Here is a 13760-nt window from a genome sequence, read left to right as displayed (position 1 = left end):
AGCGGGCCGCCTCAATCATCATAGCTGTGCCCTGCCCGCAGCCCATCCCGCACCCGCGCGGCGATCGCCAAAAACTCCGGCGTCTCGCGGATGTCGAGCGGCCGCTCCTTGGGCAGCGTCGATTCGATGATGTCGCTGACCCGGCCCGGGCGCGGCGACATGACGACGATGCGCGTCGACAGATACACGGCTTCCGGGATGGAGTGGGTGACGAAGCAGATGGTCTTGTTGGTCCGCGCCCACAGTTGCAGCAATTGCTCGTTGAGGTGGTCGCGCACGATCTCGTCCAGCGCCCCGAACGGCTCGTCCATCAAAAGCAGGTCGGCATCGAAGGCAAGCGCGCGGGCGATCGAGGCGCGCTGCTGCATGCCGCCCGACAGCTGCCACGGGTATTTCTTCTCGAAGCCTGAGAGGTTGACGAGGTCGAGCGTGCGCTTGATGCGCTCTGCCTGCTCCGCCCTGGACAGGCCCATGATCTCCAGCGGCAGGCCGACATTGCGTTCGATGGTGCGCCAGGGAAACAGCGCAGCGGCCTGGAAGACATAGCCATAGGCGCGTTTCTCGCGCGCCTGCTCCGCGGTCATGCCGTTGACCGAGATCGTCCCCGAGGTCGGCTTCTCCAGATCGGCGATGACACGCAGCAGCGTGGTCTTGCCGCAGCCCGACGGTCCGATGAAGGAGACGAACTCGCCCTTGCCGATGGTCAGGTCGACATTGGACAGCGCCTGCACCGGCCCGTCATTGGTCTGGAAGGTGAGGCCAAGTTTGCTTGCCGCGACGACGGCTGGCGAAATCCCTGTCATCGACCGTTGCCTGCCTGTTCCCGCCACAGCGGCGCCGGCCGGAATCCGATTGCTTTTATCGCGATGTTGTTTTCCACTTACCCTGTCCCATTTGGCCCTGTCCCACTAAGCCTGTCCCACTCAAATCGACGCCCGGAGTTCCCGATGTCGCCCACTTGTCATCTTATCCGCCCTGAAAGCACTTATGAAGGCAAGCAGGGTTTGACCTATTTCGCCGGCATCGCCACCGAGTCGGTCGGCTCCTCCGGCATCTGCATGCACGTGCTCACCATGCCGCCCGGCGCCCGCGCCAAGGCGCATCTGCACGAGAACCATGAAACGGCGATCTACGTGCTCTCCGGCGAGGTCCATACTTGGTATGGCGACCGGCTCGAGCACCACATCGTCGTCAAGGCTGGCGACCTCTTCTACATTCCGGCCGGCGTGCCGCATCTGCCGGCCAATCTGAGCAACGCTCCCTCTTCGGCCGTCATTGCGCGCACCGATCCCAACGAACAGGAAAGCGTCGTCCTGCTGCCGGAACTGGATGCGCTGGTCGCCTGAGGTCGACGGGATCGCGGTCATTTGCACCGCGAGACTTCCCCCATGACGTTGCCGTCCGCATCGGTGATCGTCAGCTTCTTGGCGTTCTTGGCACTGCGCTTGATGGTGAAATTGGTCGGCGCCTGTCCGTCTTCGCCTTCGGCCTCACATGTCGCCGTCACCACCAGCGATCCGTCAGCCTGCGCTTGCGTCTTCGTGAACGTGCAGGCGCTGGCGGCGGTGATCAATTCCTTGTCGGTCAAAAGCAGCATCTGATCGGCGGCGACTTCCTGGCCGTTGCGGTTGATGCAGCCATATTTGTCGCCATAGGGCTTCGACAGGTCGATGCCTGCCGCGAAAGCCTGACCGGCAGCTAAAACGACAACCATCGCAACAGACAAACCAAAACCGCGCATACTCATCCCCCAGATCCCATTGCTCAAAACGTCAAGAACATGATTGCAGCGGCCCCAGTTCTTCCAGGCCGGGAATGGTGACGAAGAAACCATCCCCTCCCTTGTTGGTGACCACAATCGTTTCGATCGTCGTCCCCGCCTCGCCCTCGGCCGAACAGGTTGCATCAAGCGATTGCGTACCCGGCGCCGACGTCAACTGCTGCTCGAACCGGCAACCACCGCCATAGGTTTCGATGCCTTCCGCGGTCAGCAGGATATAGGCATCGCTGTCCTGATAACCGGCCTTTACGCCGGCACAACCGACATCATTGCCCCAGGAGCCGGCCAGCACGCCGGCCGCGGTCGCCGGACCACCGGCAACTGCCGCCAGGACCACCAGGATGAGCGCGGCGGAACGCGCCAAGCCTAGACCCCCGTCGCCGGGATGCCGGTGCGTTCCACCTTGCGCGGCGCGGTGATGTCTTTCCACGTCGACAGCGCCCGGTTGACCGCGGCGTTCGGCTCGCGGCCGACGAATTGGCCATGGCCGGGCTTCGCCTTCACCTCGGCTTCCTCGATCGACAGTTCGCCGCGCGAGAAGACGAAGCGCGGCAGGCCGGTCACTTCGAACCCTTCGAAGACATTGTAGTCGATGACAGACTGCTGCTTCTTCGACGAGATCGTCTTCTTCCGCTTCGGATCCCAGACGACGATGTCGGCATCCGCGCCTTCGACGATCGCGCCCTTCTTCGGATACATGTTCAGGATCTTGGCGATGTTGGTCGAGGTCACCGCGACGAACTCGTTCATCGTCAGCCGACCGGTGTTGACGCCCGTGGTCCACAGCACCGGCAAACGGTCCTCGAGGCCGCCAGTGCCGTTCGGGATCTTGGTGAAATCGCTGACGCCGTTGCGTTTCTGCTTGGTGGTGAAGGCGCAATGGTCGGTCGCGACAACCTGCAGCGATCCGGCCTGCAGGCCGGCCCACAGCGAATCCTGATGCAGCTTGTTGCGGAAGGGCGGGCTCATCACGCGGCGCGCCGCATGATCCCAGTCCTTGTTGAAATATTCGCTCTCATCGAGCGTCAAATGCTGGATCAGCGGCTCGCCGAAGACGCGCATGCCCTTCTGCCGCGCCCGGCGGATCGCCTCGTGCGCCTGCTCGCAGGAGACATGCACGACATAGAGCGGCACGCCGGCCATGTCGGCGATCATGATGGCGCGGTTGGTCGCCTCGCCTTCCACTTCCGGCGGACGCGAATAGGCGTGACCCTCGGGGCCGTTGTTGCCGGCGGCGAGCAGTTTTTGCGAGAGCGCTGCAACCACGTCGCCATTCTCGGCATGCACCAGCGGCAGCGCGCCAAGGTCGGCGCAGCGCTGGAACGACGCATACATCTCGTCGTCATCCACCATCAGCGCGCCCTTATAGGCCATGAAGTGCTTGAACGAGGTGATGCCCTTGTCGACGACGGTCGCCATCTCGTCGAACACCTGCTTGCCCCACCAGGTGATGGCCATGTGGAAGGAATAATCGCAGGCAGCTTTCGACGTCTTGTTGTCCCACATCTGCAGGGCTTCAAGCAGCGATTGCTGCGGCGCCGGCAGGCAGAAATCCACCACCATCGTGGTACCGCCCGCGAGCGCTGCCCGCGTGCCGGATTCGAAATCGTCGGCCGAATAGGTGCCCATGAACGGCATTTCGAGATGGGTGTGCGGGTCGATGCCGCCCGGCATGACATAGCAGCCGGTGGCGTCGTACTCATGGTCGCCGTGCAGGTCCGAGCCGATGGCGACGATCTTGCCGTGGCTGAACAGCACATCGGCCTTCCAGCTGCGGTCGGCGGTGACGACGGTGCCGTTCTTGATGACTTTGGTCATTTTCTGTTCCCTTGTTCTCTTCGCGCTTCTTTATGAGCGGCGTTTGGAATCTAGATGGCTAAGCTCACTCCACGATGACAGCCGTCTCCACCACCGCGTGGAAGAGCACGTCGGCGCCCGCCGAAGCCCATTCCTTGGTGATTTCCTCGGCCTCGTTGTGTGACAACCCGTCAACGCAAGGGCACATCACCATGGCGGTCGGCGCGACGCGGTTGATCCAGCAGGCATCGTGGCCGGCCCCCGAGACGATGTTGCGGTGGGTATAGCCGAGGCGGTCGGCGGCATCGCGGATGGCCTTCACGCAGCCGGCATCGAAGGTCACCGGGTCGAAATGACCGACCTGCTCGATCTTGTATTGGATGTCGAGCGCCTCGCAGATCGTGTCGATGCCTTCGCGGATGCGGCCATCCATGGCGTCCAGCACCTCCTTCTCGGGCGAGCGGATGTCGATGGTGAAGACGGTGCGGCCGGCGATGATGTTGCGCGAGTTCGGGAACACTTCCATGTGGCCGACCGCGCCGACGGCGTCGGGCTGGTAGTCCATAGCGATCTCGTGCACCAGCTCGATCACCCGGGCCATGCCGAGCCCGGCATTGCGGCGCTTGGGCATCGGCGTCGAGCCGGTATGGGCTTCCTTGCCGGTCAGCGTCACCTGCAGCCATTTCAGGCCCTGGCCATGGGTGACGACGCCGATATCGATGCCTTCGTCCTCAAGGATCGGCCCCTGCTCGATATGCAGTTCGAAGAAGGCGTGGATCTTGCGGTCGCCGACCTTCTCGGTGCCCTTCCAGCCGATGCGCTCGAGCTCCTCGCCGAATTTCTTGCCCTGCTTGTCGGTGTGCTCGTAGACATCGGCCTGTTCGAGCACGCCGGCGAACACGCCCGACGCCATCATCGCCGGCGCGAAGCGCGCGCCTTCCTCGTTCGTCCAGTTGGTGACGACGATCGGATGTTTTGTCTTGATGTCGAGATCGTTGAGCGAGCGCACGATCTCCAGGCCGCCAAGAACGCCGAGCACACCGTCATATTTGCCGCCGGTCGGCTGCGTATCGAGATGGCTGCCGACATAGACCGGCGGCAGGCTGGGATCGGTGCCTTCGCGGCGGGCAAACATCGTGCCCATCTCGTCGACGCCCATTTCGAGCCCGGCGGCATCGCACCAGCGCTTGAACAGATGCCGGCCCTCGCCGTCCTCGTCGGTCACGGTCTGGCGATTGTTGCCGCCGGCAACGCCGGGGCCGATCTTCGCCATCTCCATCAGGGAGTCCCACAAACGGTCTGAATTGATTCGCAGATTCTCGCCTGGGGCGGCCATTCAAAGTCCTTTCATTTCATGTCGCCAAGCGGGCGGCGGTTCCCGCTGCCGCCCGCTTGGGTGGATAGGATTAGTCGATCGACCTCAGCACTTCGCGCACATGGTCGATCAGTTCGTTGATCTGGCCCTTGGTGATGATCAGCGGCGGCGACAGCGCGATGATGTCGCCGGTGGTGCGGATCAGCGCGCCGCGCTCGAACGCCTTGACGAAGGCCGAGAAGGCACGCTTGGTCGGGCTGCCGGCGATCGGTGCCAGTTCGATCGCGCCGATCAGGCCGATGTTTCTGATGTCGATGACATGCGGCTCGCCCTTCAGCGAGTGCAGCGCGTCCTCCCAATAGGGCGCCAGTTCCTCGCCACGGGTGAGCAGGCCCTCTTCCTTGTAGGTGTCGAGCGTGCCCAGGGCCGCGGCGCAGGCAATCGGATTGCCCGAATAGGTGTAGCCGTGGAAGAACTCGATCATGTGCTCGGGGCCGGTCATGAAGGCGTCGTGGATTTCCTTCTTCACGAACACCGCGCCCATCGGGATGACGCCGTTGGAGACGCCCTTGGCGGTGGTCATGATATCAGGCGTGACACCGAAATAGTCAGCGCCGAAGGGCGCGCCGAGACGGCCGAAACCGGTGATGACCTCGTCGAAGATCAACAGGATGCCGTGTTTGGTACAGATTTCGCGCAGCTTCTGCAGATAGCCCTTCGGCGGCAGGATGACGCCGGTGGAGCCGGCGACCGGCTCGACGATGACGGCGGCGATGGTCGAGGCGTCATGCAATGTGACGATGCGCTCCAGCTCGTTGGCGAGCTCCGCGCCATATTCCGGCACGCCCTTGGAGAAGGCGTTCTTCTCCGGCAGATGCGTGTGCGGCATGTGGTCGACGCCGCCGAGCAGCGTGCCGAACATCTTGCGGTTGGAGACGATGCCGCCAACCGAGATGCCGCCGAAATTGACGCCGTGATAGCCGCGCTCGCGGCCGATGAGGCGGGTGCGCGCGCCCTCGCCCTTCATCCGGTGATAGGCGATCGCCATCTTCAGCGCCGTCTCGACCGATTCCGAACCGGAATTGGTGAAGAAGACATGGTCCATGCCCTTGGGCGCGAGGTCGACCAGGCGGTTGGCCAGCTCGAACACGATGGGATGGCCCATTTGGAAGGCCGGCGCGTAGTCGAGTTCGGCGGCCTGATGCTGGATCGCCTCGGTGATCTTCGGGCGGCAGTGGCCGGCATTGACGCACCAGAGGCCGGCGGTGCCGTCCAGCACCTTGCGGCCGTCGCTGGTGGTGTAATGCATGTCCTTGGCGGACACGAACATGCGTGGCGCCTGCTTGAACTGCCGGTTCGCCGTGAACGGCATCCAGAATGCGCTGAGATCGTTCGGCGTGACTTTCAGCCGGTTGGACATGACCAAGACTTCCCCTTGTAACCTGTTTCGGTGCGTCCAACGCTTGGTCTTTGCGCCGTTTTCATGCTACGCAAATTTTTGACCGATTGGACAAACGTTAGCACCGCCCTGTCGGCGGTCAAGGGATTACTAGCGGAAATGCGGCTCCTGAAGTGCGTTCCACAGCCCAGAGAAAAACTGGTCCAGAGAATTGGTCCAGATGACCTTGAATGCGAGATTTGGCAACACGAGGGTTCGCAACGGTGAACACCGGCACGGAAGCGCCTCGCCGCACCCGCATCCAGCAGGAAAAGCGAGAACTTATCCTGGAGGCGGCACTCGAAGTGTTCTCCACCCATGGCTTCCGCGGTTCGACCATCGACCAGATCGCCGAAGCCGCCGGCATGTCGAAGCCGAACCTGCTCTATTACTTCCGCCGCAAGGAAGACATTCACGAGACGTTGATGCAGCGCCTGCTCGACACCTGGCTGGCGCCGCTGCGCGAGCTCGACGACATCGGCGACCCGATGACCGAACTCAGGAGCTACATCAGGCGCAAGCTCGAAATGGCGCGCGATTTTCCACGCGAGAGCCGGCTCTTCGCCAATGAAATCCTGCAAGGGGCGCCGCGCATCATGCCGCTGCTGGCCGGCGAGTTGAAGACGCTGGTCGACGAGAAGGCCGCCGTCATCAAGGGCTGGATGCGTGCCGGCAAGATCGCCCGGACTGACCCCTGGCACCTGATCTTCTCGATCTGGGCAACCACGCAGCACTATGCCGATTTCGACGTCCAGGTCCGCGCCGTGCTCGGACCGAACCGCGGCGGCGACGGCCGCTTCGAGGACGCGGCACGGTTCCTGGAGCAGTTGTTTCTTGAGGGGCTGAAGCCGAGGGGCTGACCCCTCTCAGGCGCTGCGCCGCTCGGCCGGAAGGTCGTCCAGCAGTTTCTGCAGCTTGGCGATCGAGTTCTGCTCGGCGAGCGGCGTGTAGACGATCAGCTTCATATCGGAGCCGTCATCGATCGACAGGCTCATATGCTCGAACACCATCGGGCCGGCGATCGGATGGCGCAGATGCTTCATGCCGGACAAGCGGTGCACGACGTCGCGTTGCGGCCACCATTCCCGGAATTCGGGACTTGAGCGCATCATCAGCGCGATCAGCCGCTCGAAATCCGGATCGCCGACATATTTCGCGCTCTCGGCGCGGAACGCGGCAAGAGTCGCGCGGGCGAGCTGTTCCCAGTCGGCCAGCAAATGCCGCCGGTGCGGATCGGTGAACACGCCGTGGATGATGTTGCGGGCGTCGCCCTCAAGCAGGCCATAATCGCCGAAAATAGCAACGGCGCCGTCATTCCAGGCCAGCACGTCCCAGCGCGGGCCGACGACATAGGCAGGCTGCAGCACCAGGCTTTGCAGCATATGCAGCAACGGGCCATCGACCTTTCCAGCCGCAATGCGACGTCGCTCCGGCTGCTGACGGCCGGCAAGCGTGAAGAGATGCCGTTTCTCCGCGGCGTCGAGGCGCAGCGCCCCGCACAGCGCCGTCAGCACCTCCACGGAAGGCCGCACGTCCCTGCCCTGCTCCAGCCAGGTGTACCAGGTGGTGCCGACGCCTGCGATCATCGCCACCTCCTCGCGGCGCAGGCCTGGCGTGCGCCGTCTGAGGCCGGTCGTGATGCCGGTCGCCGAGGGCGTCAGCCTTTCGCGGCGTGAGCGCAGGAAAGCGCCGAGTTCGCGCCGGCGGCTGTCTTCAGCGGAATGAGGGGGAGCGTCCATGATGTCTATTATAGCAGTACTGATACCAGGATAAAGTTTGAACTGTTTGAGATCCGTGGGACGTCCCATCTTGCGTCTGGAGCAACAGACAGGAGGCTCCCGACATGGACCTGAAAGACAAGACAATCCTCATCACCGGCTCGACCGACGGCGTCGGCCGCGTCGTCGCGCAAAGGCTGGGTGCCGCCGGCGCCCGCGTGCTGGTGCACGGCCGCGATGCCGCGCGTGGCAAGGCCGTGGTCGCCGAAATCGAGGCCGCCGGCGGCAGAGCCGAGTTCTTCGCCGCCGACCTCGCCTCGCTGGCCGAAGTTCGCCGCCTTGCCGAGGCCGTGCGTGCCCGAACGGACCGGCTCGACATCCTCATCAACAATGCCGGCATCGGCACGGCAGGCGCCAAAAGACAGATCAGCGCCGATGGCTACGAACTGCGTTTCGCGGTCAACTATCTCGCCGGCTTCCTGCTGACCTCGGAACTTCTGCCGCTGCTGAAGGCGAGCGCGCCGGCGCGCATCGTCAATGTCGCCTCGGCGGGCCAGCAGGCGATCGACTTCAGCGATGTCATGCTGACCCATGGCTATAGCGGCGTGCGCGCCTACTGTCAGAGCAAGCTGGCGCAGATCCTGTTCACCGTCGATCTGGCGGAGGAACTGAAAGGCACCGGCGTCACCGTCAATGCGCTGCATCCGGCGAGCTACATGAACACCACCATGGTCAGGCAGGCCGGCGTGACGCCATGGAGCTCTGTCGAAACCGGCGCCGACGCCATCGTCAACCTCGCCACCTCACCCGCGCTTGAAGGGCGCAGCGGCCACTATTTCGACGGCCTGCGTGAATCCCGTGCCGACGCCCAGGCCTACGACGCCAGGGCAAGACAACAATTGCGAAGCCTGAGCCTCGACCTTGTCGGCTTGGCTTCCGCAGAACAGAAGGAACAGCATTCATGACCGACAGAACCGAACACACAGTCATCATCGGCGGCTCGTCCGGCATCGGCCTGGCTACGGCGCGAAAACTGCTTGGCCCGGGCATGAAGGTGACGATCACCGGCCGCAACCAGGACAAGCTCATCAGCGCCTGGAAAAGCCTTGGCGGCGCCGCCCACAAGGCCGCATTCGATGCGTCGAAGCCGGACGAAGTTCGCCAATTCTTCGAGTGCCTCGGCCCGTTCGACCACCTCGTTCTGGCCGCAAGCGGCGGCAAGGGTCTTGGCCCCTTCGAGACCCTCGACCTTGCCGATATCGGCAGCGGCGTCGAGGAGAAGGTGCGGCCGCAACTGTCCTGCCTGCAGGCCGCCTTGCCGACGCTCAACAGATCGGGATCGGTCACCTTCATCTCGGCGGTGTCGGCGCAGGTCACCATGCCCGGCGTCGCCGGCATCGGTGCCGTCAACGGCATGCTGCTGACCGTAACGCCGATCCTGGCTGTCGAACTGAAGCCGCTGCGCGTCAACGTCGTGGCCCCCGGCGTCATCGACACGCCGTGGTGGGACTTTTTGCCGGACGAGCAGCGGCAGGCGGTTTTTGCCGAATATGCCGGCAAGACGCCGGTGGGCAGGATTGGCCGCGCCGAGGACGTCGCCTCGGCGATAGCCTTCCTCGTCTCCAACGGTTTCATGACCGGCCAGGTGCTGACCTGCGATGGTGGCCTGCGGTTCGCGGCGTGACCTCAGCCTTTAAACGGACTGCGCGATCAGCGTCAGGAAACCGCCCGTCAGCGCGACATTGCCGACGAAGCCGTTTATGCGCGCCGCGCGGTCCGGGCCTTGGTGATCCCAGAAATTGTGGAACATCGGCGTGGCCGCGATCAGGAACAGCACCAGCACCGCGCAGGCGAGTGTCACCCAAAGGCCAGCTATCACCAGGGCTCCGGCAATGACTTGGAGCACAATGCCGGCCCACAGCGCCAGCCGCGCCTGCGGCACGCCGCGCGCGGCCATCAGCCCGGTGAGGAAAGCCGCGTTCTGGATGTTGCGCAGGCCGGCGAAGACGAAGGCGCCGCCGAGCAACAGGCGGCCGAGAAACAACAAGGTCGATGGTAAATCGGCAGGCATAAAACACTCCCCTTGAACACAGTTGGAGCGCCGACTCCTCGACGGCGCTCCCATGGCAACAAGAAAAATCAGGCTGCCTTGGCGGCTGGCATCGGATGAATGGCCTGGAACGGAATGCACAGCCGGTTCCAGGTGTTGATCATGCCGAGCGCGACGGACAGCTTGACCAGTTCCTCTTCCGAGAAATGCTCGAGCGTGCGGGCATAGAGCTCATCCGAGACGCCATTGTTGGCGATCAGGGTCACCGCCTCCGTCCAGGCGAAGGCGGCGCGCTCACGTTCGGAAAACAGCGGCGATTCCTTCCAGGCCGCGACGAGATAGAGCCGCTGCTCGGTTTCGCCGTCGCGCCGCGCCTCGCGGCTGTGCATCTCGACGCAGTAGGAACAGCCATTGATCTGCGAAGCCCTGAGCTTGATCAGGTGCAGCAGGCCGACCTCCAGCCCGCATTCGTCGACCGCCTTGTTGAGCGCCGACACCGACTTCATGATCTCGGGCGCCTTGGCGAAAAATTGAAGTCTCTGTTTCATCTGATGTCCTTTCACATCTGCTTTGAAGGGGTTGAACTGGGTTTCTGCGGCCGCTGGTGGCGCGCGACGAAGGCACAGCTGGCGGCAAAGGATCTCGGATCGCCTTCGGCCGCGTAGTTCGCCACGACGTCGGAGAGCTTCACTTCGGCCAGCGCCGCCCGATAGGCGCGCTCGGCCTTGAGCATCGCGGCATTGATGCCGCAGGGTTTGACATAGGCCGAAGCATCGAGCTTGACCGGACCGTTGCGGCGGATTTCGCCACAGCGAAACGCCGGCTCACGCCCCTCGATGGCCAAGACGATGTCGAGCAGCGTGATGCGTTCGGCCGGCCGGGCCAGCCGGTAGCCGCCCGCGGGACCCGGCACCGATTCCAGGATGCGCGCGGCGGTCAGCATGTTGAGGTGCTTCAGGAGATAGCTCGACGACAGGCCGAAACACTCGGCCAGCGCCGCACCCGGCATGGTGCTGTTGCCCTCGACGCTTGCCAGCGTGGCCGCGCAGTGGATGGCCGCTTCAACGCCCTCGCCCAGCTTCATAATGCCAACCTCCTATTCATGGATATCTTTTATCGTGGATAATTTTTATCTGCAATAGGAAAAATGGAGCCCCCTGCTTTTGAAACGAGAATACGTTGGTGATTGGCGAAATCGGCGATGACGGCGCCTTTCTCCCCGTCACTATACGGGGAGAAATGCCCGGCAGGGCAATGAGGGGCAGCGCCAACTTTGCGATCTAATGGCTAGGACCATACAAAAGCGCCCTGTGCGAACACACAGGGCGCTTGCGCCAGATCGTCAGGGACGCATGAAATGCGGGGGACTGGCGGGCAGATCATCTCAAGGTCGCGCTGCCCCTCATCCGCCTGCCGGCACCTTCTCCCCGTATAATGACGGGGAGAAGGGAACTGCTGCAACCTCGGCGCCCTTCTCGTGACGAATCCCTACTCCGCCGCCACCTTGGCCATCGGGTTGTTCGGGTGCGTCGTCCAGTTGGCGTAGATCGGCGACACCGGCTTGCCGGTGCGCTCATCCATCGCGCCGGCGGCCAACGGTTCCATGGTGATGCAATTGTCGACCGGGCAGACATTGACGCACAGATTGCAGCCGACGCACTCGGCCTCGATCACTTCAAAGTGTCTCACGCCATTGACCATGTTGGTGATCGCCTGGTGCGAGGTGTCCTCGCAGGCAATGTGGCAGCGTCCGCATTTGATGCAGGCGTCCTGGTCGATACGCGCCTTGGCGACATAGTTGAGGTTGAGATACTGCCAGTCGGTGACGTTGGGCGTGGCGCGGCCGATAATGTCGTCGAGCGAGCGGTGGCCTTTCTCGTCCATCCAGTTTTCCAGACCGGCGATCATCTCCTGGACGATCTTGAAGCCGTAGGTCATCGCCGCCGTGCAGACCTGCACATTGCCGGCGCCGAGCGCCAGGAATTCGGCCGCGTCGCGCCAGGTGGTGATGCCGCCAATGCCCGAGATCGGGAGGCCGCGCGTTTCGGGATCGCGCGCGATTTCGGCCACCATGTTCATGGCGATCGGCTTCACGGCCGGGCCGCAATAGCCGCCATGCGTGCCCTTGCCGTCGATGGTCGGCATCGGCGCGAAACTGTCGAGGTCGACGCCGGTGATCGAATTGATGGTGTTGATCAGCGACACCGCATCTGTTCCACCTGCATGAGCAGCCCGCGCGGGCTTGCGGATGTCGGTGATGTTGGGCGTCAGCTTGGTGATGACGGGCATGCGCGTGTACTGCTTGCACCAGCGCACCACCATTTCGATATATTCCGGCACCTGGCCGACAGCCGCACCCATGCCTCGTTCCGACATGCCGTGCGGGCAGCCGAAATTGAGCTCGATGCCGTCGGCGCCGGTCTCCTCGACCAGCGGCAGGATGGCTTTCCAGCTTGCCTCTTCGCAGGGAACCATGATCGAGGCGATGAGCGCGCGGTCGGGCCAATCCATCTTGACCTGCTTCATCTCGCGCAGATTGGTCTGCAGGTCGCGGTCGGTGATCAGCTCGATGTTGTTGAGGCCGAGCAGACGGCGGTCGGCACCCCAGATCGCGCCGTAGCGCGGGCCGTTGACGTTGACCACCGGCGGGCCTTCCTCGCCAAGCGTCTTCCACACCACGCCGCCCCACCCTGCCTTGAAGGCGCGGATGACGTTGTAGGCCTTGTCGGTCGGCGGCGCCGAGGCCAGCCAGAACGGATTTGGCGATTTGATGCCGACGAAATTGTTGCGGAGGTCTGCCATAACAGGTCCCTTTCAGCCGAGACGAAGAAGCAGTTCGACGGGTGCGAGAATGCCGCCTTCAAGCGCGGCGGTGATATTGGCGATCTTGGTGCGGGCATCCTCGCCCATGACAAGGCCGACGCCGGGCGGCGGCGTCTTGCCCTCGGCCTGCGCGGCGGCCATCCGGGCGCGTATCGCGGCGAAGAATTCGACGGCGAAAGCACCGCGCTGCCGCTCAGTGATTACGGAGAAGCTGGAAGCCGTAGCCGCCGAGCGATAGTCGTCGGGCGTGGCGACGAAGGACATGGTCTCATCCGATGCCCATGGCAGCGGATAGGTCAGCGCGCCGGCCTTGAGCCGCATCACATCATAGACCGCAAAAACGCCGCCCGGCCTGAGCACGCGCGCGGCCTCGCTCATCAGCCTTGCCTTGTCGGGAAGGTTCATGCCGACATGCAGGATCATGGCCGCGTCGAAGCTGGCGTTGGCGAATGGCATGTCCAGCGCGCTGCCTTGCACGAAGCGCGTCATCTCGGCCATTCCCGTGCGCTTCGACAGGCTGGTCGCGATGTCGACATAGCTTTGCGTGAGATCGATACCGGTGACATCGGCGCCGACGTCGTTGGCCGCAAAACGGGCGGGACCACCCACTCCCGATCCGATATCAAGCAGCCTGGCTCCCGGCTTCAAACCCATCTGGCCAAGCAGTTCCCTGGTGGCAGCGATACCGCCAATGTGGAATTCGTCGACCGCTTCGAGATCGCCGGCGCGCAGATGGGCAATGTCCACGCCAGTGTCGGCAAGCGCGTCAAGGATACGCTGCTCGAGACCCGATATGTCATAGTGACGGGCGACGCCCGGTTCCACCGTGGCCATGATCC

General features: G+C 63.5%; 16 protein-coding genes. 4 read left to right on the top strand and 12 right to left on the bottom strand.

The genetic code is table 11. From position 1 onward, the window contains the following. Positions 1–11: 11 nt before the first annotated feature. Entirely contained in the window at positions 12–803 is a 792-nt protein-coding gene (locus AC04SF_RS09385; protein WP_488477551.1) for an ABC transporter ATP-binding protein, read from the bottom strand. A gap of 144 nt (positions 804–947) precedes the next feature. Here AC04SF_RS09385 and AC04SF_RS09380 point away from each other — a divergent pair, with 144 nt between their 5' ends. Beyond that, a complete protein-coding gene (locus AC04SF_RS09380; RefSeq protein ID WP_477439813.1) occupies positions 948–1346 on the top strand; it encodes a cupin domain-containing protein in 399 nt (132 codons plus the stop codon). Between the two features lie 17 nt (positions 1347–1363). Here the strand turns inward: AC04SF_RS09380 and AC04SF_RS09375 are convergent, their stop codons facing one another. The 5 genes from AC04SF_RS09375 to aptA form a co-directional block, all read right to left on the bottom strand. Beyond that, the gene (locus AC04SF_RS09375) at positions 1364–1741 is read right to left on the bottom strand and encodes a hypothetical protein (protein WP_202353550.1); all 378 of its coding nucleotides are present in this window, start codon (positions 1739–1741) and stop codon (positions 1364–1366) included. Between the two features lie 31 nt (positions 1742–1772). Then, the gene (locus tag AC04SF_RS09370) at positions 1773–2144 is read right to left on the bottom strand and encodes a hypothetical protein (protein WP_488477550.1); all 372 of its coding nucleotides are present in this window, start codon (positions 2142–2144) and stop codon (positions 1773–1775) included. 2 nt (positions 2145–2146) lie between these two features. Beyond that, positions 2147–3598 (bottom strand): dihydropyrimidinase, encoded by a 1452-nt coding sequence (hydA, locus tag AC04SF_RS09365; RefSeq protein ID WP_488477549.1) that lies wholly within the window; start codon positions 3596–3598, stop codon positions 2147–2149. Positions 3599–3662: 64 nt separating this feature from the next. Further along, the gene (locus AC04SF_RS09360; protein WP_096447550.1) at positions 3663–4913 is read right to left on the bottom strand and encodes a Zn-dependent hydrolase; all 1251 of its coding nucleotides are present in this window, start codon (positions 4911–4913) and stop codon (positions 3663–3665) included. Between the two features lie 70 nt (positions 4914–4983). Beyond that, positions 4984–6312: an omega-aminotransferase AptA gene (gene aptA / locus AC04SF_RS09355; protein ID WP_488477548.1), complete on the bottom strand. Its 1329-nt coding sequence runs from the start codon at positions 6310–6312 to the stop codon at positions 4984–4986. A 242-nt stretch (positions 6313–6554) separates the two neighbouring features. Here aptA and AC04SF_RS09350 point away from each other — a divergent pair, with 242 nt between their 5' ends. Beyond that, positions 6555–7190, top strand: coding sequence for a TetR family transcriptional regulator C-terminal domain-containing protein (locus tag AC04SF_RS09350; protein ID WP_096447554.1), 636 nt, complete (start codon positions 6555–6557; stop codon positions 7188–7190). 6 nt (positions 7191–7196) lie between these two features. Here AC04SF_RS09350 and AC04SF_RS09345 read toward each other — a convergent pair whose 3' ends face one another. Continuing rightward, positions 7197–8069: a helix-turn-helix transcriptional regulator gene (locus AC04SF_RS09345; protein ID WP_488477547.1), complete on the bottom strand. Its 873-nt coding sequence runs from the start codon at positions 8067–8069 to the stop codon at positions 7197–7199. 104 nt (positions 8070–8173) lie between these two features. On the opposite strand from AC04SF_RS09345, the gene AC04SF_RS09340 reads away from it, so the two are divergent. Both AC04SF_RS09340 and AC04SF_RS09335 read left to right on the top strand, forming a co-directional pair. Further along, the gene (locus tag AC04SF_RS09340) at positions 8174–9013 is read left to right on the top strand and encodes an SDR family oxidoreductase (protein ID WP_488477546.1); all 840 of its coding nucleotides are present in this window, start codon (positions 8174–8176) and stop codon (positions 9011–9013) included. Then, positions 9010–9732, top strand: coding sequence for an SDR family oxidoreductase (locus AC04SF_RS09335; RefSeq protein ID WP_488477545.1), 723 nt, complete (start codon positions 9010–9012; stop codon positions 9730–9732). Before AC04SF_RS09340 ends, AC04SF_RS09335 begins: the two co-directional genes overlap by 4 nt. Before the next feature lie 9 nt (positions 9733–9741). On the opposite strand, the gene AC04SF_RS09330 is transcribed toward AC04SF_RS09335, so the two are convergent. The 5 genes from AC04SF_RS09330 to AC04SF_RS09310 all read right to left on the bottom strand — a co-directional run bounded on the left by AC04SF_RS09330 (position 9742) and on the right by AC04SF_RS09310 (position 13755). Continuing rightward, positions 9742–10119, bottom strand: a complete 378-nt coding sequence (locus AC04SF_RS09330) for a DoxX family protein (RefSeq protein ID WP_488477544.1) — start codon at positions 10117–10119, stop codon at positions 9742–9744. A 68-nt stretch (positions 10120–10187) separates the two neighbouring features. Next, positions 10188–10646 (bottom strand): carboxymuconolactone decarboxylase family protein, encoded by a 459-nt coding sequence (locus AC04SF_RS09325; protein WP_488477543.1) that lies wholly within the window; start codon positions 10644–10646, stop codon positions 10188–10190. An 11-nt stretch (positions 10647–10657) separates the two neighbouring features. After that, entirely contained in the window at positions 10658–11182 is a 525-nt protein-coding gene (locus AC04SF_RS09320) for an RrF2 family transcriptional regulator (protein ID WP_488477542.1), read from the bottom strand. 404 nt (positions 11183–11586) lie between these two features. After that, the gene (gene preA / locus AC04SF_RS09315; RefSeq protein ID WP_488477541.1) at positions 11587–12900 is read right to left on the bottom strand and encodes an NAD-dependent dihydropyrimidine dehydrogenase subunit PreA; all 1314 of its coding nucleotides are present in this window, start codon (positions 12898–12900) and stop codon (positions 11587–11589) included. 12 nt (positions 12901–12912) lie between these two features. Continuing rightward, positions 12913–13755 carry a class I SAM-dependent methyltransferase gene (locus tag AC04SF_RS09310; protein ID WP_488477540.1) on the bottom strand — a complete coding sequence of 281 codons (843 nt, stop codon included), beginning with the start codon at positions 13753–13755 and terminating at the stop codon, positions 12913–12915. Positions 13756–13760 lie beyond the last annotated feature (5 nt).

It is taken from the genome of Mesorhizobium sp. CNPSo 4671 (assembly GCF_057784245.1).
Note: the sequence above shows the minus strand (reverse complement) of the source record. Positions and strands in the feature narration are given on the sequence as shown.

Excerpts from the sequence above, each read along its gene's own strand:
- AC04SF_RS09385 (WP_488477551.1), bottom strand. The coding sequence starts at position 803 with ATGACAGGGATTTCGCCAGCCGTCGTCGCGGCAAGCAAACTTGGCCTC.
- AC04SF_RS09380 (WP_477439813.1), top strand. The coding sequence starts at position 948 with ATGTCGCCCACTTGTCATCTTATCCGCCCTGAAAGCACTTATGAAGGC.
- AC04SF_RS09375 (WP_202353550.1), bottom strand. The coding sequence starts at position 1,741 with ATGCGCGGTTTTGGTTTGTCTGTTGCGATGGTTGTCGTTTTAGCTGCC.
- hydA (WP_488477549.1), bottom strand. The coding sequence starts at position 3,598 with ATGACCAAAGTCATCAAGAACGGCACCGTCGTCACCGCCGACCGCAGC.
- AC04SF_RS09360 (WP_096447550.1), bottom strand. The coding sequence starts at position 4,913 with ATGGCCGCCCCAGGCGAGAATCTGCGAATCAATTCAGACCGTTTGTGG.
- aptA (WP_488477548.1), bottom strand. The coding sequence starts at position 6,312 with ATGTCCAACCGGCTGAAAGTCACGCCGAACGATCTCAGCGCATTCTGG.
- AC04SF_RS09345 (WP_488477547.1), bottom strand. The coding sequence starts at position 8,069 with ATGGACGCTCCCCCTCATTCCGCTGAAGACAGCCGCCGGCGCGAACTC.
- AC04SF_RS09340 (WP_488477546.1), top strand. The coding sequence starts at position 8,174 with ATGGACCTGAAAGACAAGACAATCCTCATCACCGGCTCGACCGACGGC.
- AC04SF_RS09335 (WP_488477545.1), top strand. The coding sequence starts at position 9,010 with ATGACCGACAGAACCGAACACACAGTCATCATCGGCGGCTCGTCCGGC.
- AC04SF_RS09330 (WP_488477544.1), bottom strand. The coding sequence starts at position 10,119 with ATGCCTGCCGATTTACCATCGACCTTGTTGTTTCTCGGCCGCCTGTTG.
- AC04SF_RS09325 (WP_488477543.1), bottom strand. The coding sequence starts at position 10,646 with ATGAAACAGAGACTTCAATTTTTCGCCAAGGCGCCCGAGATCATGAAG.
- AC04SF_RS09320 (WP_488477542.1), bottom strand. The coding sequence starts at position 11,182 with ATGAAGCTGGGCGAGGGCGTTGAAGCGGCCATCCACTGCGCGGCCACG.
- preA (WP_488477541.1), bottom strand. The coding sequence starts at position 12,900 with ATGGCAGACCTCCGCAACAATTTCGTCGGCATCAAATCGCCAAATCCG.
- AC04SF_RS09310 (WP_488477540.1), bottom strand. The coding sequence starts at position 13,755 with ATGGCCACGGTGGAACCGGGCGTCGCCCGTCACTATGACATATCGGGT.